This window comes from Sphingomonas ginkgonis, assembly GCF_003970925.1.
Lineage (GTDB): Bacteria > Pseudomonadota > Alphaproteobacteria > Sphingomonadales > Sphingomonadaceae > Sphingomicrobium > Sphingomicrobium ginkgonis.
Genome location: NZ_RWJF01000001.1, coordinates 94,477 through 115,777 on the forward strand (window position 1 = coordinate 94,477; position 21,301 = coordinate 115,777).

The following is a 21,301-nucleotide window of genomic DNA, read 5'->3' on the forward strand; positions in this document are numbered from 1 at the left end:
GGCTTGCGGATGGGCAAACCTTGCATCATAAGCCGTTGCCAATGGGATCCCAATTGGTCGTCCCAAGGGGTTGGAACATGAAGCGCGGCATCGACCATATTCCTGCGATCATGACGTCGGCGACCATCGCCGACGAGCTTACCCTCTTCGTACTTACTCGCCGAATTGGCGGGAGCGGCCCGAGGCACTGACAAGGTCCGAAAAGGACCAGGATCCAGGCCCCCGCTCCCCACCCGGAGCGGGGGTTTTCTTTTGCGTACGAGACGGCAGCGATCAGGAGACCCTAGTGGAACGGATTTTCACCAACAGCGACGTCGACCACAGCGCGCTGCGCGGCGCGATCATCGCGGTGGTCGGCTATGGCAGCCAGGGCCGCGCCCATGCCCGCAACCTGCGCGACAGCGGCTATGACGTGGTCGTCGGTGCGCGGGCCGGCGGCAAGGCCGAGCGCCAGGCGAAAGCCGACGGCTTTTCGGTGGTGCCCGTCGCCGAGGCGGCCCAGCAGGCCGACCTCGTCGCGCTGCTCACCCCCGACATGACCCACCGCGAAGTCTATGCGAGCGAGATCGAGCCCAACCTGCGCAAGGGCGCGGCGTTGCTCGTCGCGCACGGCTTCTCGGTCATCTACGAACAGATCGTCCCGCGCGGCGACATCGACGTGGTGCTGGTCGCGCCCAAGGGGCCGGGCGACCTCGTCCGCCGCGAATATGAGATCGGTCGCGGCGTCCCCTCGCTGTTCGCGGTGCACCAGGACGCGACCGGGACCGCGCGGGCCAAGGCGCTCGCCTATTGCGCGGGCAATGGCGGGACGACCGCCGGGGCGATCGAGACGAGCTTCCGCGAGGAAACCGAAACCGACTTGTTCGGCGAACAGGCCGTGCTGTGCGGCGGTGCGACCGAGCTGGTCGCAAGCGGCTTCAAGACGCTGGTCGATGCCGGCTACAAGCCCGAGGTCGCCTATTTCGAGTGCCTCCACGAACTCAAGCTGATCGTCGACCTCATGTACGAGGGCGGCTTCGCCAAGATGCTCCACTTCGTGTCCGAAACCGCCAAGTACGGCGACTTCGTCTCCGGCCCACGGGTCATCAATGACGAGACCAGGGCGCGGATGAAGGAGGTGCTAACCGACATCCAGAACGGCAATTTCGCGCGCCAGTGGGTAGCCGAGAACGAAGCCGGCAAGCCCGAGTATGAGCGGATGTGGAAGGAGGATCTGGAGCAGCCGATCGAGAAGGTCGGCGCCCGCCTGCGCACCCACATGGCCTGGCTGCAGAGCCAGCCGCAAAGCGAAGCGGCCTGATCCGGTGTCGCAACCCGCCCGGGCCCTGCCGACGAACGAGCCGCAGCCGGTGCCCGGCGCGCGCCTCCTCGTTCAGGCGCTCGAGCGGGAGGGCGTGACGCATCTGTTCGGCTATCCGGGCGGGGCGATCATGCCCGTCTACGATGCGCTGACTGCCTCGACCCAGCTCCAGCATATTCTCGTGCGGCACGAGCAGGGCGCGGCGCTCGCGGCCGACGCCTACGGGCGGGTGACCGGGCGGCCGGGCGTGTGCCTCGCGACCAGCGGCCCGGGTGCGACCAACCTCGTCACGGGGATCGCCAACGCCTATCTCGACAGCGTGCCGATGGTCGCGATCACCGGTCAGGTCGGCTCGCCGCTGATGGGCACCGATGCGTTCCAGGAAGTCGACATCTTCGGCATCACCCTGCCGATCGTGAAGCACAGCTTCGTCATCCGCCGGACCGCGGACATCCCGCGGATCATCGCCGAAGCCTTCCACATCGCGCGCTCGGGACGGCCCGGTCCGGTGCTGGTCGACCTGCCCAAGGACGTCGGAGTGATCGCCGCGGTCCCCGCCGACTTTACTACGCCGGCCGAGCCGTCGCTGCCGCTGGACGAGGAGGCGATCGCCCGCGCCAACGCGCTGATCGCCGAAGCCAGGACGCCGCTGCTCTACTTCGGCGGTGGGATCGCAATCGCGCGGGCCGAGCGGGCATTGCGCAGCTTCGCGATGCGGAGCGGCATTCCCTCGGTCGCGACCCTGAAGGGGCTGGGCGGCATCCCGACCGAGGCGCGGCTGTTCCTCGGCATGCTGGGGATGCACGGCACCCGCGCCGCCAACCTGGCAGTCGAACACTGCGACCTGCTGATCTGCGTCGGTGCGCGCTTCGACGACCGTGCCACCGGCAAGCTCGACACCTTCGCGCCCAACGCCGCCGTCATCCACATCGACGGCGACGCAGCGGAGATCGGCAAGCTGCGGAGCGCGGACGTCGGGATCGCCGGCGACGTGTCCGCGATCCTCGACCGGCTGGTCGCGCGACCGGCCGAGCTCGAGGGCTGGACCGGCGAGTGTCTGGAGCAGAAGCGGCTGTCGGCGCCCCGCTACGACGCTCCGGGCAGCGGCATCTATGCCCCGGACCTGCTGCGCAAGCTGTCGGAAGCGGCGGGCGACGCGGCGATCTTCACCTGCGACGTCGGCCAGCATCAGATGTGGGTCGCGCAGCATTGCCGCTTCAGCCGCCCGCAGGCGCACCTCACCAGCGCCGGACTGGGAACGATGGGCTATGGCGTTCCGGCAGGTGTCGGCGCCTGCCTCGCCGATCCGTCGGCGACCGTCATCACCGTGTCGGGCGACGGCAGCTTCATGATGAACGTTCAGGAGCTCGCCACAGTTCGTCGCTACCGCCTGCCCTTGAAAATCGTGCTGATTGACAACAGCCAGCTCGGCATGGTCCGTCAGTGGCAGGAGCTGTTCTTCGAGGAGAATTTCTCGGAGATCGACCTCAGCGACAATCCCGACTTCTCCGAGATCGCGCACGCGTTCGGGATCGAGGCCTTCACCATCGATCACCGCAGCGAGGTCGACGGCGCGATCCGCCGCCTGCTCGACACGCCCGGCGCCATCCTGTGCCATGTGCGGATTGACCCGCGCGAGAATGTCTGGCCGCTGGTGCCGCCGAACAAGTCTAACGTCGAGATGATGGAGAAGGGCTGGTGAGCGGCACGCTGCACATCGACTTCACGCCCGGCGAAGGCGCGATCATCCGTGCGCTCGGGCTGATTGAACGTCGCGGCTTCGAGCTGCGGGACGTCGCCGCCGAGGGACGGCGACTGACCGTGGCGGTCGAGCCGCGCGGGCCCGGCCGCCAGCTCGACGTGCTCCGGCGGCAGCTCGAGCGGCTCGTCGACGTCACCGCCGTCCAGATCATTTCCGCTCCGGCAGGACAGCCCGCATGACCGACCAGGTACTCATCTTCGACACCACGCTGCGCGACGGGGAGCAGGCCCCGGGCTTTTCGATGACCCCGGACGGCAAGCTGCGGCTCGCCCGCGCCATCGCCGCGCTCCGCGTCGACGTCATCGAGGCCGGCTTCGCCGCCGCCTCGCCCGGCGATGCGCAGTCGATCACCGACATCGCACGGCAGGTCGAGGGACCGATCATCTGCTCGCTGTCCCGCGCGCACCGGGGCGATATCCTCGCCTCGGCCACCGCGCTGCGCGACGCGCCGCGCAAGCGGATCCACGTCTTCCTCGGCACCAGCCCGCTCCACCGCGAGTACAAGCTGCACATGAGCCGCGAGGAGGTGCTCGAAGCGATCCGCACCAGCGTCGCCTATGCCCGCGAGTTCGTCGACGATGTCGAGTTCTCGCCCGAGGACGCCATTCGCACCGAGCGCGACTTCCTGGTCGAGGCGCTGTCGGTCGCGGCCGCGGCCGGGGCGACCACGCTGAACGTTCCCGACACGGTCGGCTACACCACGCCGGACGAGATCGGCGAGCTGTTCCGCTATCTCGGCGAGCAAGTCGAGCGTTCGGCCGAGACGATCTTCTCGACCCACTGCCACGACGACCTCGGGATGGCGGTCGCCAACAGCCTGGCGGCGGTGCGCGGCGGGGCGCGGCAGATCGAGTGCGCGGTGAACGGGATCGGCGAGCGGGCGGGCAATTGCGCGCTCGAGGACGTAGTAATGGCGCTGCGCACCCGGGCCGACGCCTTCGGGGTGGCGACCGCAATCGACACGACCCGGATCATGAGCGCGAGCCGGACGCTGGCGCAGATCACCAACTCGCCCCCGCCGCGCAACAAGTCGATCGTCGGGGCCAACGCCTTCGCGCACGAGAGCGGAATCCACCAGCACGGCATCCTGCAGAACCGCGAAACCTACGAGATCATGAAGCCGGAGGACATCGGGCTGCAGACCGACGGGATCGTGCTCGGAAAGCATAGCGGCCGCCACGCGCTCGCCGCGCGTGCACGCGAGCTCGGCCATGTGCTCGACGGGGACGCGCTGAACGCCGCCTTCGTCGCGTTCAAGGCGGTGGCGGACGAGGTCGGCACCGTCGACACCGCCCGGCTGAGCGCCATCCTTGCCGAGCAGAGCAGCCACAAGCCCCAGTCGCTGTGGAAGCTGAACAAGGTCGACATCCGCGCGCCCGTCTCGGCGACCGCCTGGCCGGTGGCGCGGGTCGAGCTGGAGCATGGCGAACGCGGGCGGGTCACCGATATCGCCTCGGCCCCGGGCGCGCTCGACGCCGCCTTCCTCGCGGTCAGCCAAGTGCTCGGGATCGCGGCGCGGGTCGACAGCGTCGACATGCAGTATCTCGCCGCCGAGAAGGACGTCGAAGGACCCGCCGGGCAGGCCGCGACGGTGCTGGTCGAGGTCACCGTCGACGTCTCGGGCGAGATCTTCTCGGGCCGCGCCCGTGCCCGCGACATTCTTCCCTGCTGCGTGTCCGCCTATCTCGACGCGGTGAGCAACGCCGACGCGGTTCGGCGGCTGCGCAGCCAGCAGTCTTCGCGAGTCAACCAGGCGGCATGATCAACATCGTCATCCTTCCCGGCGACGGGATCGGGCCGGAAGTCACGACCGAGGCGGTGCGCTGCCTCGAGCTGCTGTCGCGGGCACGCGGGCTCGGGCTGCGCTTCACCGGTCATCATTTCGGCGGCGCCGGGATCGACGCGCACGGCGATCCGCTGCCCGCCTCGACGCTGGCGGCGTGCAAGGCGGCGAACGCGGTGCTGCTCGGCGCGGTCGGCGGCGACAAGTGGGACGAGGCACCGATCCGACCCGAGGCGGGGCTGCTGCGGATCCGGGCCGAGCTCGGGCTCTACGCCAATCTCCGTCCGGCGCGCATCTACAAGGGGCTGGAGGACGCCTCCCCGCTCCGCGCCGACCTCGCGCAAGGGACCGACGTGCTGGTGGTGCGCGAGCTGACCGGCGGCCTCTATTTCGGGGCGCGGACCTACAGCGACGAGGCGGCGAGCGACCTCTGCTCCTATAGCCGCCCCGAGATCGAGCGGATCGCGCACATCGCCTTTCACGCGGCGCGCGGCCGCCGGCGCAAGCTCTGCTCGGTCGACAAGGCGAACGTGCTGGCGACGTCGAAGCTGTGGCGCAAGGTCGTGAGCGAGATCGCCGCGGGCTACCCGGAAGTCGAGCTCAGCCACCTTTATGTCGACGCCGCGGCCATGGCGCTGGTCACTCGCCCGCGCGACTTCGACGTCATCCTGACCGAGAACCTGTTCGGCGACATCCTGTCCGACGAGCTGTCGGTGATCGGCGGCTCGATCGGGCTGCTCGGATCGGCCAGCGTCGGCGGCGACGGGCCGGGGCTGTTCGAGCCGATCCACGGCTCCGCTCCGCCGCTCGCCGGCAAGGACGTCGCCAACCCGGCGGGCGCGATCGCCAGCGCGGCGATGATGCTGACCGAGCTGGGGCTGCCCGAATGCGCGCAGCTTCTGACCGTTTCGCTCGAGCGGACGATCGAGGAGGGGCACCGCACCGCCGACCTCGGAGGGACCACCCGCTGTTCCGAGTTCGGTGCGCGGGTGCGCGACAATCTCCGCTTCGAGCTGGCGCGCTCCGAAGCCGGCGAGCGGAGGGTCGCCTGATGGCCGCGCCCCGGACCCTGTACGAGAAGATCTGGGACGCGCATGTCGTCGACAGGCGCGACGACGGAACCTGCCTCGTCTACATCGACCGGCACCTCGTCCACGAGGTCACCTCGCCACAGGCGTTCGAGGGGCTGCGCGCGGCAGGGCGCAAGGTGCGTCGGCCCGACCTGACACTGGCCGTGCCCGACCACAATGTCCCGACCACGCCGCGGATGCGCGGCAGCAACGGTGGGCCGCTGCTGGTCGAGGACGTGGACAGCGCTGCGCAGCTCGCCGCACTGGAGGCGAACGTCGCCGACTTCGCCATCCCCTATTTCGACGCAACCGCGCCCGAGCAGGGCATCGTTCATGTCGTCGGGCCCGAGCAGGGCTTCACCCTGCCCGGCACCACCGTGGTCTGCGGCGACAGCCACACCGCCGCGCATGGCGCCTTGGGAGCCCTGGCGTTCGGCATCGGCACCAGCGAGGTCGAGCATGTGCTGGCGACGCAGACGCTGCTGCTGAAACCGTCGAGGACCCTCGAAGTCAGGGTCGAGGGCAGCCTCGGCTTCGGGGTCTCGCCCAAGGATCTGATCCTCGCGATCATCGGTCGACTGGGGACGGCCGGTGGCACCGGCCACGTAATCGAGTATCGCGGCTCGACGTTCGCCGAGATGAGCATTGAGGGACGGCTGACAGTCGCCAACATGTCGATCGAGGCGGGCGCGCGGTCGGGCCTGTTCGCGCCCGACGAGAAAACCTTCGCCTATCTTCAGGGTCGGCCGATGTCGCCCAAGGGACCCGACTGGGACCGCGCCGTCGAGCGCTGGCGGACGCTGGTGACCGACGAGGGCGCAAGCTTCGACCGTTCGCTCCGCCTAGACGCCTCCGAGATCGCCCCCAACGTCACCTGGGGCACCAGCCCCGAGGACGTGGTGCCGATCACCGGTGCGGTGCCCGACCCCGACCAATTTGCGGACGAGGGCAAGCGCGAGGCCGCTCGGCGCTCGCTCGCCTACATGGGGCTTTCCGCCGGGCAGCGGATGGAGGAGGTCGCGGTCGAGCATGTGTTCATCGGCAGCTGCACCAACAGCCGGATCGAGGACCTTCGTGCCGCCGCAGCGGTCCTGCAGGGCCGCCGCCGCTCCGCCGCAATCAAGCAGGCGCTGGTCGTTCCCGGCTCGGGGCTGGTCAAGCGCCAGGCCGAGGCGGAAGGACTCGACCGGATCTTCATGGAGGCCGGCTTCGAATGGCGCGAGCCGGGCTGCTCGATGTGCCTGGCGATGAACCCCGACAAGGTGCCGCCGCAGGAGCGTTGTGCCTCCACCTCCAACCGCAACTTCGTCGGGCGCCAAGGGCCGGGCGCTCGAACCCACCTTCTCTCCCCCGCCATGGCAGCAGCGGCGGCGGTGACCGGGCGGCTGACCGATGTCCGGGAGCTGGTGTCGTGACGCCATTCACCCGCGTGACCGGCCGCGCCATTCCGCTCGGGCTCGCCAACATCGACACCGACGTGATCATCGGCGCGCGGCACCTCAAGACGCTGAAGCGCACCGGGCTCGGCGCCTTCGCTTTCGAGACGATCCGCGAGCCGTTCGACGACCCCGCCAATGCGGGCGCCCTGATCCTGGTCGCGGGCGACAATTTCGGCTGCGGGTCAAGCCGCGAGCATGCCGCCTGGGCGCTTGCCGACCTTGGCATTCGCGCGATCATTTCGCCTAGCTTCAGCGACATCTTCTCCGGCAATGCGGCCAAGAACGGGATCGCCCTGGTGGCGCTTCCGCAAGGAGCGGTCGACCGGCTGCTGGTGGCTGCGCAGGTCACGAAGCTGACGGTCGACCTGGAGGAAATGGAAGTAACCAGCGGCGCCGGCGACCGCTTCTCGTTCGGAATGGACTTGTTTCGCCGCCATTGCCTGCTGAACGGACTGGACGACATCGCCCTGACCCTGGCCGAGGAGGCCAAGATCCGGGCCTATGAACTGGAAACGGGAATCTGACGTCATGAACGCGCCAGACAAGCAAGGTCTCTACGACCCCCGCAACGAGAAGGACGCGTGCGGCGTCGGCTTCATCGCCAACATCAAGGGCGAGAAGTCGAACGAGATCATCCGCGACGGGCTGCAGATCCTCGCCAATCTCGACCATCGCGGCGCGGTGGGCGCGGACCCGCTGATCGGCGACGGCGCGGGCTGCCTGATCCAGATCCCGGACGAGCTGTTCCGCCACTGGGCGGTGGGTGTCGGCGCCACCCTGCCGCCCCTTGGTGACTATGCCGTCGCGATGTGCTTCCTGCCGCGCGACACGGCGAGCCGCGAGGAGGCGGTCGCCCGTTTCCAGCGCTTCGTCGAGAAGGAAGGGCAGATCCTGCTCGGCTGGCGCGAGGTGCCGGTCGACAAGACGGGGATGAGCCCGACCATCGCCGCCGAGATGCCGGTGATCCGCCAGGCGATTGTCGCGCGCGGGCCGAGGGTCGCCGACCAGGACGCGTTCGAGCGCAAGCTGCTGACGATCCGCAAGCAAACCCAGAACCCGCTGTCGGAACTGGCGGAAAAGAAGGACCTCGCCGGACTGGCGGACTTCTACATCCCGAGCTTCTCGAGCCGGACCATCGTCTACAAGGGGCTGCTGCTCGCAACACAGGTCGGGACCTTCTACAAGGACCTGACCAACCCGCTGACGAGGTCGGCGCTGGCGCTGGTCCACCAGCGTTTCTCGACCAACACCTTCCCGAGCTGGAAGCTGGCGCATCCCTACCGGTTCATCGCCCACAACGGCGAGATCAACACGGTGCGCGGCAACGTGAACTGGATGAACGCGCGGCGGCGCACGCTGGAAAGCCCGCTGCTGGGCGCCGACCTTGACAAGATGTGGCCGCTGATCCCGCACGGCCAGTCGGACACCGCGAGCCTCGACAATGCGCTCGAGCTGCTGGTCGCCGGCGGCTATTCGCTGGCGCATGCGGTGATGCTGCTGATCCCGGAGGCGTGGGCCGGCAACGAGCAGATGGATGCCGAGCGGCGCGCCTTCTACGAATATCATGCCGCGTTGATGGAGCCGTGGGACGGGCCGGCGGCGGTAGCCTTCACCGATGGGCGGCAGATCGGCGCGACGCTCGACCGTAACGGGCTCCGCCCCGCGCGCTTCCTCGTCACCGACGACGACCGGGTCATCCTTTCTTCGGAGAGCGGCGTGCTGCCGATCCCCGAGGAGAAGATTGCGCGCAAGTGGCGGCTCCAGCCCGGCAGGATGCTGCTGATCGATCTCGAGCAGGGCCGGATCATCGAGGACGACGAGGTCAAGTCGGCGCTCGCGGCGGCGAACCCCTATTCCGAGTGGCTTCGCGACACTCAGTTCAAGCTGGAGGACCTGCCGCCGGCGCTGGAGGACCCGGCGTTGCCGCGCGAAGGCAGGGCGCTCCGCGAGGCGCAGAAGAGCTTCGGCTACAACCAGGAGGATCTGAAGCTCTTCCTCCAGCCAATGGCGATGAACGCCGACGATCCGATCGGATCGATGGGCACCGACACGCCGATCGCGGTGCTGTCGACCCGGCCGCGGCTGATGTACGACTATTTCAAGCAGAACTTCGCGCAGGTCACCAATCCGCCGATCGACCCGATCCGCGAATCGATGGTGATGAGCCTAGTGTCGATGATCGGCCCGCGTCCGAACCTGCTCGGGCATCACGCCGGCACCCACAAGCGGCTTGAGGTCTCGCAGCCGATCCTCACCAACCAGGATCTGGAGAAGATCCGCTCGATCGCCGACGTGCTCGACGGCGCCTTCCGTACGCGGACGCTCGACGCGACCTGGCCGGTCGGCGGGACGGGCCAGGCGCTCGAGGCAGCGCTGCAGCGGTTGTGCTGGGAAGCGACCGAGGCGGTGCTCGCCGACGTCAACGTGCTGGTCATCTCCGACCGCAACGTCGGCAAAGACCGGGTGCCGATCCCGGCGGCGCTGGCGACGGGAGCGGTCCACCACCACCTCATCCGGCAGGGCCTGCGGATGCAGACCGGCCTCGTCGTTGAGACCGGCGAAGCGCGCGAGGTGCACCATCTCTGCGTCCTTGCCGGCTACGGGGCCGAAGCGATCAACCCCTATCTCGCCTTCGAGACACTCGAGGCGCTGCGCCAGCACGGCGACGTGACGCTGAGCGAGGAGAAGGTCCGCGCCAACTACATCAAGGCGGTCGGCAAGGGCATCCTTAAGGTCATGTCCAAGATGGGCATCTCGACCTTCCAGTCCTATTGCGGCGCGCAGATCTTCGACGCGGTCGGCCTCTCGTCCAAGCTGGTCGGGAAATATTTCACCGGCACCGCGACGATGATCGAGGGCGTCGGGCTGGAGGAGATCGCGGCCGAGGCGGCGACTCGCCACAAGCTCGCCCACGCGCCCGAGGTCGAGGCGCTGCCGGTCGGCGGCAACTATGCCTGGCGGGTCAATGGCGAGGCGCATGCCTGGACCCCGGAGAGCGTGTCGAGCCTGCAGCACGCGGTGCGCGGCAACCTGCCCGACAAGTATCGCGAGTTCGCGCGGAGCATCAACGAGCAGAGCAGGCGGCGGCTGACCATCCGCGGACTGCTAGAGTTCAAGCCGCTCGGGCCCGCGATACCGCTGGACGAGGTGGAGCCCGCCGCGGACATCGTGCGCCGCTTCTCGACCGGCGCGATGAGCTTCGGCTCGATCAGCCGCGAGGCGCATACGACGCTGGCGATCGCGATGAATCGGATCGGCGGCAAGTCGAACACCGGCGAGGGCGGCGAGGAGCGCGACCGTTTCACGCCGCTGCCCAATGGCGACTCGATGCGCTCGGCGATCAAGCAGATCGCCTCCGGGCGCTTCGGGGTCACCGCCGAATATCTGGTCAACGGCGACGAGCTGCAGATCAAGATCGCGCAGGGCGCCAAGCCCGGCGAGGGCGGGCAGTTGCCCGGCCACAAGGTCGACAAGAACATCGCCGCGGTGCGCCACTCGACGCCGGGCGTCGGCCTCATCTCGCCCCCGCCGCACCACGACATCTACTCGATCGAGGATCTCGCCCAGCTGATCCACGACCTCAAGAACGTCAACGAGCGGGCGCGGGTGTCGGTCAAGCTGGTGTCCGAGGTCGGGGTCGGGACGGTCGCGGCGGGGGTCGCCAAGGCGATGGCCGACCATGTCACCATCTCGGGCTATGAGGGCGGGACCGGCGCGTCGCCCCTTACCTCGCTGACCCATGCCGGGCTGCCGTGGGAGATCGGGCTGGCCGAGACCCAGCAGACGCTGGTGCTCAACGGCCTGCGCAGCCGGATCGCGGTGCAGGCCGATGGCGGCCTGCGCACCGGTCGCGACGTGGCGATCGCGGCGGTGCTCGGGGCCGACGAATATGGGTTCGCGACCGCGCCGCTGATTGCCGCCGGCTGCATCATGATGCGCAAGTGCCACCTCAACACCTGCCCGGTCGGCGTCGCCACCCAGGACCCGGTGCTGCGCGCGCGCTTCACCGGCACGCCCGAGCATGTCATCAACTATTTCTTCTTCGTTGCCGAGGAGCTGCGGGCGATCATGGCCTCGCTCGGGGTGCGCCGGCTCGACCAGATGATCGGCCGCGCCGAGCTGCTCGACGTGGCCCCCGCGGTCGACCACTGGAAGGCCAAGGGCGTCGACCTCAGCGGCATCCTCTACGTCCCGGAGGTCGAGACCAAGCTGGAGCGCTGGAACAGCGAGAAGCAGGTGCACCGGCTGGAGAGCGTGTTCGACCGCGACCTGATCACCGCCGCCGCGCCGGCGCTGGAGCGGGGCGAGCGCGTGGTGATCGAGCGCGACGTCCGCAACATCCATCGCACAGTCGGCACCATGCTGTCGGGCGAGCTGGCCCGTCGCCATGGCCACGAGGGTCTCCCACCCGGCACCATCGACATCCATCTCACCGGCACCGCCGGGCAGAGCTTCGGTGCCTTCCTCGCGCACGGCATCAGCATGACGCTGACCGGCGACGGCAACGACTATGTCGGCAAGGGCCTGTCGGGCGGCCGGATCGCGATCCGCCAGCCCGAGGGAGCGGCGCGCGAGCCCGGCAGCAACATCATCTGCGGCAACACGGTGCTGTACGGCGCAATCGCCGGAGAGGCCTATTTCGAGGGCGTTGCGGGCGAGCGCTTCGCGGTCCGCAACTCGGGCGCGATCGCGGTGGTCGAGGGCGCGGGCGACCATGCCTGCGAATATATGACCGGCGGCACGGTGCTGGTCCTGGGCCCGGTCGGCCGCAACTTCGCGGCCGGCATGTCGGGCGGCATCGCCTATGTCCTCGATCCCGAGCGGCGGCTCGAGACGCAGGCCAACATGGCGAGCATCGCGATCGAACCGATCGAGCGCGAGGGCAGCAGCTGGGGCAGCGGGGCACCGGCAGCAAATGCGGCCGACGTCCACGACAACGGCATGGGGCATCCGCTCCGCTACGATGCCGAGCGGCTGAAGATCCTGCTCGAGCGGCACCATGCCGCAACCGGCAGCCGCAAGGCGGCGGCGCTACTCGCCGACTGGCCGAATGCGCTGAAGCAATTCGTGAGGGTCGTGCCGCACGAGTATCGCCGCGCGCTGATCGAGAACGACCCGGAGGCGGCGGTCGCCGTCGCCGCCGAATAAGGAAGCGACTGGTGGGCAAGCCAACCGGATTTCTGGAAACCGAGCGCCACGACCGAGACTATGAGCCGGTCGCCGAGCGGGTGAAGCACTGGCACGAGTTCGTCGCCAAGCCGAGTGCGGACGAGGTGCGCGGCCAGGCCTCGCGCTGCATGGATTGCGGCATCCCCTTCTGTCACAGCGGCTGCCCGGTGAACAATTTGATCCCGGACTGGAACGACCTCGTGTACCAGGACGACTGGCAGGCCGCCGCCGACCGGCTCCACCTCACGAACAATTTTCCGGAGATTACCGGCCGCATCTGCCCTGCGCCGTGCGAGGCGAGCTGCACGCTCAACCTCACCGACACGCCGGTGACGATCAAGTCGATCGAATGCGAGATCGCCGACCGGGCGTGGGACAATGGCTGGGTGCGCTCGCAACTGGTGGCGCGCGGCACCGGCAAGCGGATCGCGGTCGTCGGCTCGGGACCGGCGGGGCTCGCCTGCGCGCAGCAGCTCGCCCGGCTGGGCCACTCCCCCACCGTGTTCGAGAAGAACGACCGGATTGGCGGACTGCTGCGCTACGGCATTCCCGACTTCAAGCTGGAAAAGAAGCTGATCGACCGCCGGGTCGAGCAAATGCAGGTCGAAGGCGTGTTGTTCCGCACCAACATCGAGGTCGGGGTGACCGTCACCGTCGACCGGATGCTCGACGATTATCACATCGTCGTCCTCGCCGGCGGGGCGGAGATCCCGCGCGACCTGGCCGTGCCCGGACGCGAGCTCGACGGCGTGCACTATGCGATGGACTTCCTCGGGCAGCAGAACCGCCGCAACGCGGGCGACGACGAGGCCCGCGCCGCACCGAACGGGAGCACGATCAGCGCTCAAGGCAAGCATGTCGTGGTGATCGGCGGCGGCGACACGGGGAGCGACTGCATCGGCACCTCGATTCGCCAGGGCGCCGCTTCGGTGACCCAGCTGGAGATCATGCCCGAGCCGCCGGCGCGCGAGCAGAAGGCACTGAGCTGGCCCAACTGGCCGTTGAAGCTGCGCACCTCGTCAAGCCATGAGGAAGGCGCCGGACGCGAGTTCGCGGTGCTGACCCAGGCGTTCAGCGGAAGTGACGGCAAGGTCGAGGCGCTCCGCTGCGCCCGTGCCAAGCTCGAGGGCGGGCAGGTCCTGCCGGTCGAGGGCAGCGAGTTCGAGCTCAAGGCCGACCTTGTCCTGCTCGCAATGGGCTTCACCGGGCCGCGCCGCCAGTGCGTGGTCGCGAGCAGCGGGGTCGAGCTCGACGCGCGCGGGAATGTCGCCGCCGACTTCGGCACCTACGAGACTTCGCGTGAGCGGGTGTTCGCCTGCGGCGACATGCGCCGCGGCCAGTCGCTGGTGGTGTGGGCGATCCGCGAGGGCCGCGACTGCGCCAGCGCGGTTGACGCCTTCCTGCGCGCCTCGGACCAGGAGCGCGCCGCCGCCTAGCGGGCGGTCGCCGGCACCGGGTAGGCGGTGGTGTACTTCACCCGCTCCATGGCGAAGCGGGAGGTGACGTTCTTGAGCGGGACCAGCGCGATCAGCCGCTGGTAGAAGTCGTCGAAGGCGGCCATGTTCTCGACCGTCACCCGCAACAGATAGTCGACATCACCGGCCATTCGGAAGATCTCCATCGCCTGCGGCAGCTGGTCGATCGCGGCGGCGAACCGATCGAACCATTCGCGGCTGTGATCGCCCGTCTCGAGTTCGACGAAGACGGTGAGCCCCATGCCGATCCGGTCCGGGTCGACCAGAGCCACCCGCCGGGTGATGATTCCCGCCTCCTCCAGCTTCTGGATTCGTCGCCAGCACGGCGTCTGCGACAGGTTCACCCGACTCGCGACCTCTGCAACGGAAAGCGAGGCATCCTCCTGAAGGATCTCGAGGATCTTGCGGTCGACCTGATCCATCCAATGCTCCACGGCTTTGTGGAAGATTGTTCTAACATGGTCACGCTGCACTGCAACATCCATGTTATTCGCCCCGACGCGTTGTTGCCCCTCCCGCTCTCTCATATCTGCTTCGTACGTGCTCGCACCGGAGGTCTCGTCCAGTTGGACCGGGACCGCGACCGGCGCGCGTTGGAGAATTTTCTTCCAAGGTGAGCAGATGGCCGAAGCAGATTCCCCGCTCCTCAACGCCGCAAGCCGTGTGGGGCCGATCGTCGCCGGCGTGCGCGGCGCGACGATCGCCGACCGCCTCGCCTCCGCCTGCGCCGCGATCGACGGCCGACTGGTGTTCACCACCAGCCTCGGCATCGAGGACCAGCTCATCACCCATCATATCTTCACCAGCAAGCTGCCGATCGAGGTGGTCACGCTCGATACGGGCCGGCTGTTCGGAGCCACCTATCGGCTATGGCAGGAAACGGAGGAGCGCTACACGCGCCGGATCCGCGCCTATTATCCCGATGCCGAGGCGGTCACGGCGATGGTCGGCGAGTGGGGCGTCAACGGCTTCTATTATGCCCGCGAGGCACGTCAGGACTGCTGCGGCGTTCGCAAGGTCGAGCCGTTGGGGCGGGCGCTTGCCGGCGCTGCGGGCTGGGTCACGGGCCTGCGCGCCGACCAGTCGGGGCAGCGTTCGGCCGTTCCGCTCGCCGAGTGGGACGCGCAGCGCGGGCTGGTGAAGGTCGCGCCATTATTCGACTATACCCGGGACGCGGTGGCCGCCGAGTGCGAGCGGCTGGGCGTGCCGGTCAACGAGCTTCACGCCCGCGGCTTTCCGTCGATCGGCTGCGAGCCCTGCACCCGGGCGCTCAAGCCCGGGGAGCCCGAGCGCGCTGGTCGCTGGTGGTGGGAGAGCGACGACACGCGCGAGTGCGGCCTGCACCTGACTGCGGACGGCAAGCTGGTCCGGGCGAAGGCGACCGCATGACCCCTCGCAAGGCCAGCGAAGCGCCGACGCGGATCGCGCCGCTCCCCAATCTCCCACTGTTCCACCGGATCGTCGGTCGCAAGGCGCTCGTCGTCGGCGCATCCGACGGGGCGCGGTGGAAGGCTGAACTGATCGCGGCCGCCGGCGCGGACGTGACGCACCTCGAGCGGCACTGGACTCCCGCCAATCTCGAGGGCGCCGCGCTGGCGGTCGCGGACCTGGCCGACCGCGACGAGGCCCTGCGCTTCGTCGCGGCGGCCCACTCGTCGGGCGTGCCGGTCAACATCATCGACCAGACCGACCTGTGCGACGTGACCTTCGGGACGATCGTCAACCGCTCGCCGGTGGTGATCGGCATCTCCACCGACGGCGCTGCTCCCGTGCTCGGCCAGTCGATCCGCTCGCGGATCGAGAGCGTGCTTCCGCTCGGGCTGGCCGAGTGGGCGCGGGCGGCGAAGGCGTGGCGACCGGCGCTGAAGCGGCGGGTGGCCGAGTTCGCCCATCGCCGCCGCTTCTGGCAGCGCTTCGCGCTGGCGGCGTGGGCGGACCCCGACCGCACACCGGTCGCGGCGGACTTCGAAGCGCTGCTGGAGAGCGCGCCGGAGGTTCCGGGCAGCGTCACGCTGGTCGGCGCCGGCCCGGGCGATCCCGAGCTGCTGACGCTGAAGGCCGTCCGCGCGCTGCAGTCGGCGACGGTCATCCTCTACGACGAGCTGGTCGGCCCCGAGGTGCTGGAGCTGGCTCGGCGTGAGGCGCGGCGGATCGCGGTGGGCAAGAAGGGCCATGGGCCGAGCTGCTCGCAGCGCGACATCAATCGGCAGATCGTCGAGCTGGCGGAAGCCGGAGAGACGGTGGTGCGCCTGAAGGGCGGCGACCCGCTGGTATTCGGCCGTGCGACCGAGGAGATCGACGCCTGCAAGGTGGCGGGCGTGCCGGTCTCGATCGTGCCGGGGATCAGCGCCGCGCAGGGCGCCGCCGCCGCGCTCGGTATCTCGCTGACTGAGCGTCGTTGGGCGCGGCGGATCCAGTTTGTGACGGGCCACGGAGCGGACGGCAGGCTGCCCGCCGACATCGACTGGGGCGCGATCGCCGACAAGGCAGCGACCACCGTGCTCTACATGCCGCGCAGGACGTTCCCAGAGTTCGTCCGGAAGGCTCTTGCCAAGGGCCTGAACGCCGACACGCCGGCGGTCGCCATCGCCTCGGCGACCTTGCCGACCCAGACGCGCTCGGCTGCACCGCTTCATTCGATCGTCGAGGCTGCCGCCGAGCTACCGGACGGTGCGCCGGTGCTCGTCATCATCGGCTGGATCGCGCGCGACCTGGTCGCACCGACCGCCGCCATCATCCCCTTCGAGCAGGCCCTCGCCTCATGAACGCCCCTTCCGCTTTCCGCACCCGTGCCCTGACCCATCTCCAGACGCTCGAAGCCGAGAGCATCGAGATCATGCGAGAAGTGGTGGCGGAGTGCGAGCGTCCGGTGATGCTCTATTCGGTGGGCAAGGACAGCGCCGTCATGCTGCACCTGGCCCGCAAGGCGTTCTTCCCGGCGCCGCCGCCGTTTCCACTGCTGCATGTCGATACCACGTGGAAGTTCAGGGCCATGTACGAGCTTCGCGACCGGGTGGCGGCCGAGAGCGGGATGGAGCTCATCGTCCACCACAATCCCGAGGCGCTCGCGCGCGGCATCAACCCGTTCGACCATGGCGCGCTCCACACCGATTTGTGGAAGACGGAAGGGCTCAAGCAGGCGCTCGACCGGCATGGCTTCGACGCGGCGTTCGGGGGCGCCCGGCGCGACGAGGAGAAATCGCGCGCCAAGGAGCGGATCTTCTCCTTCCGCTCGGCCAGCCACCGCTGGGACCCGAGGAACCAGCGCCCCGAGCTGTGGGACCTCTACAATGCCCGCAAGGGCCGCGGCGAGAGCATCCGGGTGTTCCCGCTCAGCAACTGGACCGAGCTCGACGTCTGGCAGTACATCGACGCGCAAGGCATCCCGATCGTCCCCCTCTACCTCGCCGCGCCGCGCCCGGTGGTCAAACGCGACGGGCTGCTGCTGATGGTCGACGACGAGCGCTTTCCCCTGCGCGCGGGCGAAGAGCCCGAGCTCCGCTCGGTCCGCTTCCGCACGCTCGGCTGCTATCCGCTGACCGGCGCGGTCGAGAGCAAGGCGGCGACGCTGCCGCAGGTCATCCAGGAGATGCTGGTCGCTACCACGTCGGAGCGGCAGGGGCGGGCGATCGACCATGATGGCGCGGGCTCGATGGAGCGCAAGAAGCAGGAGGGGTATTTCTGATGCGACGGCGCGCGTTCCTTCCCACCGCCCGTCATCCTGAACTTGTTTCAGGACCCACCTCGCCGCCACTCCCGCCGTCGCTCGCAAGGCCATGGGTGCTGAACCGCGTTCAGCATGACGGACAAAGGTAATGGCGACCTCGCCTGACCTTGCCGCCGCCACGACGGCCCGGGCCGAGCTCGACGTCTATCTCGCCCGGACCGCCAGCCGCTCGCTGCTGCGGTTCATCACCTGTGGCAGCGTCGACGATGGCAAGTCGACGCTGATCGGGCGGCTGCTCTACGACAGCAAGCTGCTGTTCGAGGACCAGCTCGCCGCGCTGGAGAGCGACAGCCGGCGGCAAGGCACGCAGGGCGAGAACATCGACTTCGCGCTGCTGGTCGACGGGCTCGCGGCCGAGCGCGAGCAGGGCATCACCATCGACGTCGCCTACCGCTACTTCGCGACCGACCAGCGCAAGTTCATCGTCGCCGACACGCCGGGCCACGAGCAGTACACCCGCAACATGGTGACCGGCGCCTCGACCGCCGACCTTGCCGTCATCCTGGTCGATGCGCGCAAGGGCGTGCTGACCCAGACGCGGCGACACAGCTATCTCGTCCACCTGCTCGGCATTCGCCAGCTGGTTCTGGCGGTGAACAAGATGGACCTGGTCGGCTTCGACCAGGCCCGCTTCGACGCCATCGTCGCCGACTACCGCGCCTTCGCCGAGCAGGCCGGCATCCAGCGCTTCACCGCCATCCCGCTCTCAGGCCTGACCGGCGACAACGTCACCACCCGCTCCGAGCGCATGCCCTGGTACGAAGGCCCCGCGCTGCTCGAGCAGCTGGAAGGCGTGCCGGTCGCCGCCCGAGTCACCGAAGCGGCGCCGCTGCGGATGGCGGTCCAGTGGGTCAGCCGGCCGCATCAGAATTTCCGCGGCTATGCCGGGCGGCTTTCGAGCGGCCGGGTACGCCCCGGAGATGCGGTGACCGTGTTCCCGTCGGGGCAGCGGTCGACGGTCCGGCGGATCGTGACGCTCACCGGCGACCTGCCCGAGGCGACAGTCGGTCAGTCGGTGACCCTGACGCTGGCCGACGAAATCGACATTTCGCGCGGCGACCTGCTGGTCGGCGGCGGCGACGCCGCGACTCCGGCCGACCGGCTTTCCGCCACGCTCGTCTGGATGAGCGACGAGGCGCTGGTGCCGCATCGCAGCTACTGGCTGAAGATGGGGGCGCAGACCGTCTCCGCGAGCATCGACGCGCCCGAGGCGATCGTCGACGTCAACACGCTCGAGCGGCACGGCGGCGCGACGCTCGAACTCAACGACATCGGCGAGGTGACGATCGGGCTCGACCGCGCCGTTCCCGCGGTGCGCTATTCCGACAACCGTCGGCTCGGCGGGTTCATCCTGATCGACAAGCTCAGCAACGCCACGGTCGCCGCGGGGCTGGTGCGCGACTCCAGCCTGCGCAACGCGCGGCACGCAGCGACCGAGGACGGCGGGATCGTCTGGGTGCTTGGCGAGAAGCGTGCCGACTATGCCGCGCGGGCGCAGCGGCAGCTGAAGGCGAGCGGCCGCGCCGTCGCCGTGCTGGACGAGCAGGCACTGGCAGGCTTCCCCGGAGCCGATGCGGCGCCAGCGGATCTTGCTCGCGAGGTGGCCCGTCTGATGAGCGCCGCCGGGGTGCAGGTGCTGATCGCACTCGACGTCGCTGGCGAGCAGGCGACCCCCGGGGGCCGGATCATGGCCAGCAGCGGCGACCCGCGCGGTGACGACGAATGGGTGATCTGAGCTCCCTCCCCGATCCTCTTCCAGCAGGCCGACCGATGACCATCCACGCTCCTCTTGCCGAAAGCTCGCTGACGATCGAGCAATGGCAGCATGTGGAGGCGCTCGCGCGCAGCGTCACGCCGGTGCAGGCGCGCTGGCTAAGCGGCTACTTCGCTGGGATCGACGCGGGGCTGCTGCGGGCTGGCGAGGGCGAACCGGTGGCAGCGGCGCTCGCGCGAACGCTGACCATTCTCTACGGTACCGAGACCGGCAATGCGCGGGATCTGGCCAAGCAGCTGGCGGCGAGCGCGACCGAGCGCGGGCTGGCGCCGAAGCTGGCCGATCTCGCCGACTACAAGGCGCGCGGGCTGAAGGACGAGCAGGACCTGCTGTTCATCGTCTCGACCGGCGGCGAGGGCGATCCGCCCGCACCGGCGATCGGCTTCTTCGAGTTCCTGGAGGGGCCGCGCGCGCCGAAGCTGCCGGACGCGCGCTTCGCGGTGCTCGCGCTCGGGGACTCGACCTACGAGCAATATTGCGAGGCGGGGAAGCGGGTCGACAGGCGGATGGAAGAGCTGGGCGCGACCCGGCTCGCCGAGCGGATCGACTGCGATATCGACTATGAGGAGCAAGCCGCGGCGTGGAGCGACGCGCTGCTCGACCGGTTGCTGGCGGAGCTGGCTGCTGCGGGCTCCCCGGCCCAGGCGTCGGCTCGCCCGGTCACGGCGGCTGCGAGCGCGACGCATGACAAGCGCAACCCGTTTGCCGCCACTGTGCTCGAGAACATCCGCATCGTCGGGCGGCACTCGACCAAGGAGACCCGGCACGTCGAACTTGACCTGACCGGGTCGGGGCTCGCCTACCAGCCGGGCGATGCGCTGGGGGTGGCGGCGCAGAACGGCGCGGGTGCAATCGAGGACCTGCTCGGCGCCTGTGGACTGGGCGGCAGCGAAGAGGTGGCCCTCAAGGGTGCCACCATGCCGCTCGCCGATGCGCTGAGAGATCGCTTCGAGATCAGCACCGCCTCACCCCGTTTCGCCGAGCAATGGGCGACGCTCAGCGACGCGGCGGAGCTCAAGGCGCTGGCGGCGGGCGAACCGCATGTGCGGCACGCCTTCCTCGAACAGCATCATGTCGCCGACATCGTCCGCCGCTTCCCCGTGCCTGGGGTCGGCGCGGACGCGCTGCTTGCCGGCCTGCGTCCACTTCAGCCGCGGCTCTACTCGCTCGCCTCCTCTCAGGCAGCGGTCGGCGACGAGGCGCACCTGACCGTAGCGCCGGTCCGCTACCAACTGCACGGCTCCGACCGCGGCGGGGTGGCGTCGACCCAGATCGCCGATCGGCTGGAGATGGGCGCGACCGTGCCGGTCTATGTCCAGGAGAACCCGCACTTCCGCCTTCCGGGCGACGAGGTTCCGGTAATCATGGTGGGGCCCGGGACCGGGGTCGCGCCGTTCCGTGCCTTCCTCCAGGAACGCGAGGCGCGCGGCGCACCGGGTCGCAACTGGCTGTTCTTCGGGGAGCGCAACTTCCGCTCCGACTTCCTCTACCAGGTCGAGTGGCAGGAGTGGTTGGAGAAAGGCCCGCTGACCCGCCTCGACGTCGCCTTCAGCCGCGACGCCGGCGAGAAGGTCTATGTCCAGCACCGCATGCTCGAGCGCTCGGCCGACCTCTACGCGTGGCTTGAGGAGGGCGCGCATTTCTATGTCTGCGGTAACGCCAAGGCGATGGCGGCGGACGTGCACGGGGCGCTGATCTCCATCGTCGAGCGCGCCGGCGGCCGGACCCGCGAGGCGGCCGAAGACTATGTCCGCGAGCTTACCGCCAACCACCGCTACAGCCGCGACGTCTACTGAGAAGAC

General features: G+C 69.1%; 15 protein-coding genes. 14 read left to right on the plus strand and 1 reads right to left on the minus strand.

Features of this window, described 5'->3' with window-relative positions:
- Positions 1–286: 286 nt before the first annotated feature.
- Genes ilvC through HMF7854_RS00550 form a run of 9 tightly spaced genes read left to right on the plus strand, consistent with a single transcriptional unit; the run spans position 287 to position 13,959 of the window.
- On the plus strand, positions 287–1,300 hold the full coding sequence (gene ilvC, locus HMF7854_RS00510) for a ketol-acid reductoisomerase (protein ID WP_126717320.1): 1,014 nt from the start codon (positions 287–289) through the stop codon (positions 1,298–1,300).
- A gap of 4 nt (positions 1,301–1,304) precedes the next feature.
- Positions 1,305–3,002, plus strand: coding sequence for an acetolactate synthase 2 catalytic subunit (gene ilvG, locus HMF7854_RS00515; protein ID WP_338056320.1), 1,698 nt, complete (start codon positions 1,305–1,307; stop codon positions 3,000–3,002).
- A complete protein-coding gene (locus tag HMF7854_RS00520; protein WP_126717322.1) occupies positions 2,999–3,241 on the plus strand; it encodes an ACT domain-containing protein in 243 nt (80 codons plus the stop codon). Before ilvG ends, HMF7854_RS00520 begins: the two co-directional genes overlap by 4 nt.
- Positions 3,238–4,824 (plus strand): 2-isopropylmalate synthase, encoded by a 1,587-nt coding sequence (locus HMF7854_RS00525; RefSeq protein WP_126717323.1) that lies wholly within the window; start codon positions 3,238–3,240, stop codon positions 4,822–4,824. Before HMF7854_RS00520 ends, HMF7854_RS00525 begins: the two co-directional genes overlap by 4 nt.
- Positions 4,821–5,897, plus strand: coding sequence for a 3-isopropylmalate dehydrogenase (leuB, locus tag HMF7854_RS00530; RefSeq protein ID WP_126717324.1), 1,077 nt, complete (start codon positions 4,821–4,823; stop codon positions 5,895–5,897). The genes HMF7854_RS00525 and leuB overlap by 4 nt, the downstream gene beginning before the upstream one ends.
- Positions 5,897–7,330, plus strand: a complete 1,434-nt coding sequence (leuC, locus tag HMF7854_RS00535) for a 3-isopropylmalate dehydratase large subunit (RefSeq protein WP_126717325.1) — start codon at positions 5,897–5,899, stop codon at positions 7,328–7,330. The genes leuB and leuC overlap by 1 nt, the downstream gene beginning before the upstream one ends.
- Positions 7,327–7,878: a 3-isopropylmalate dehydratase small subunit gene (leuD, locus tag HMF7854_RS00540; protein WP_126717326.1), complete on the plus strand. Its 552-nt coding sequence runs from the start codon at positions 7,327–7,329 to the stop codon at positions 7,876–7,878. Before leuC ends, leuD begins: the two co-directional genes overlap by 4 nt.
- 4 nt (positions 7,879–7,882) lie before the next feature.
- Positions 7,883–12,502, plus strand: a complete 4,620-nt coding sequence (gene gltB, locus HMF7854_RS00545) for a glutamate synthase large subunit (RefSeq protein WP_126717327.1) — start codon at positions 7,883–7,885, stop codon at positions 12,500–12,502.
- 11 nt (positions 12,503–12,513) lie between these two features.
- Positions 12,514–13,959, plus strand: a complete 1,446-nt coding sequence (locus tag HMF7854_RS00550) for a glutamate synthase subunit beta (RefSeq protein WP_126717328.1) — start codon at positions 12,514–12,516, stop codon at positions 13,957–13,959.
- Here the strand turns inward: HMF7854_RS00550 and HMF7854_RS00555 are convergent.
- Positions 13,956–14,420: an Lrp/AsnC family transcriptional regulator gene (locus HMF7854_RS00555; protein WP_126717329.1), complete on the minus strand. Its 465-nt coding sequence runs from the start codon at positions 14,418–14,420 to the stop codon at positions 13,956–13,958. The genes HMF7854_RS00550 and HMF7854_RS00555 overlap by 4 nt on opposite strands.
- Before the next feature lie 199 nt (positions 14,421–14,619).
- Here HMF7854_RS00555 and HMF7854_RS00560 point away from each other — a divergent pair, with 199 nt between their 5' ends.
- The 5 genes from HMF7854_RS00560 (at position 14,620) to HMF7854_RS00580 (ending at position 21,295) form a co-directional block, all read left to right on the plus strand.
- Positions 14,620–15,387 (plus strand): phosphoadenylyl-sulfate reductase, encoded by a 768-nt coding sequence (locus HMF7854_RS00560; protein ID WP_126717330.1) that lies wholly within the window; start codon positions 14,620–14,622, stop codon positions 15,385–15,387.
- A complete protein-coding gene (gene cysG, locus HMF7854_RS00565) occupies positions 15,384–16,763 on the plus strand; it encodes a siroheme synthase CysG (RefSeq protein WP_126717331.1) in 1,380 nt (459 codons plus the stop codon). Before HMF7854_RS00560 ends, cysG begins: the two co-directional genes overlap by 4 nt.
- Positions 16,760–17,683 carry a sulfate adenylyltransferase subunit CysD gene (gene cysD / locus HMF7854_RS00570; RefSeq protein WP_126717332.1) on the plus strand — a complete coding sequence of 308 codons (924 nt, stop codon included), beginning with the start codon at positions 16,760–16,762 and terminating at the stop codon, positions 17,681–17,683. Before cysG ends, cysD begins: the two co-directional genes overlap by 4 nt.
- Positions 17,684–17,813: 130 nt before the next feature.
- The gene (gene cysN / locus HMF7854_RS00575; protein ID WP_126717333.1) at positions 17,814–19,460 is read left to right on the plus strand and encodes a sulfate adenylyltransferase subunit CysN; all 1,647 of its coding nucleotides are present in this window, start codon (positions 17,814–17,816) and stop codon (positions 19,458–19,460) included.
- A 35-nt stretch (positions 19,461–19,495) separates the two neighbouring features.
- The gene (locus HMF7854_RS00580; protein WP_126717334.1) at positions 19,496–21,295 is read left to right on the plus strand and encodes an assimilatory sulfite reductase (NADPH) flavoprotein subunit; all 1,800 of its coding nucleotides are present in this window, start codon (positions 19,496–19,498) and stop codon (positions 21,293–21,295) included.
- The last annotated feature ends 6 nt before the right edge of the window (positions 21,296–21,301 follow it).

Bases quoted from the DNA above. Each gene is read 5' to 3' on its own strand.
- HMF7854_RS00525 (WP_126717323.1), top strand. From the start codon at position 3,238: ATGACCGACCAGGTACTCATCTTCGACACCACGCTGCGCGACGGGGAG.
- leuB (WP_126717324.1), top strand. From the start codon at position 4,821: ATGATCAACATCGTCATCCTTCCCGGCGACGGGATCGGGCCGGAAGTC.
- leuC (WP_126717325.1), top strand. From the start codon at position 5,897: ATGGCCGCGCCCCGGACCCTGTACGAGAAGATCTGGGACGCGCATGTC.
- gltB (WP_126717327.1), top strand. From the start codon at position 7,883: ATGAACGCGCCAGACAAGCAAGGTCTCTACGACCCCCGCAACGAGAAG.
- HMF7854_RS00555 (WP_126717329.1), bottom strand. From the start codon at position 14,420: ATGGATCAGGTCGACCGCAAGATCCTCGAGATCCTTCAGGAGGATGCC.
- HMF7854_RS00560 (WP_126717330.1), top strand. From the start codon at position 14,620: ATGGCCGAAGCAGATTCCCCGCTCCTCAACGCCGCAAGCCGTGTGGGG.
- cysG (WP_126717331.1), top strand. From the start codon at position 15,384: ATGACCCCTCGCAAGGCCAGCGAAGCGCCGACGCGGATCGCGCCGCTC.
- cysD (WP_126717332.1), top strand. From the start codon at position 16,760: ATGAACGCCCCTTCCGCTTTCCGCACCCGTGCCCTGACCCATCTCCAG.
- cysN (WP_126717333.1), top strand. From the start codon at position 17,814: ATGGCGACCTCGCCTGACCTTGCCGCCGCCACGACGGCCCGGGCCGAG.
- HMF7854_RS00580 (WP_126717334.1), top strand. From the start codon at position 19,496: ATGACCATCCACGCTCCTCTTGCCGAAAGCTCGCTGACGATCGAGCAA.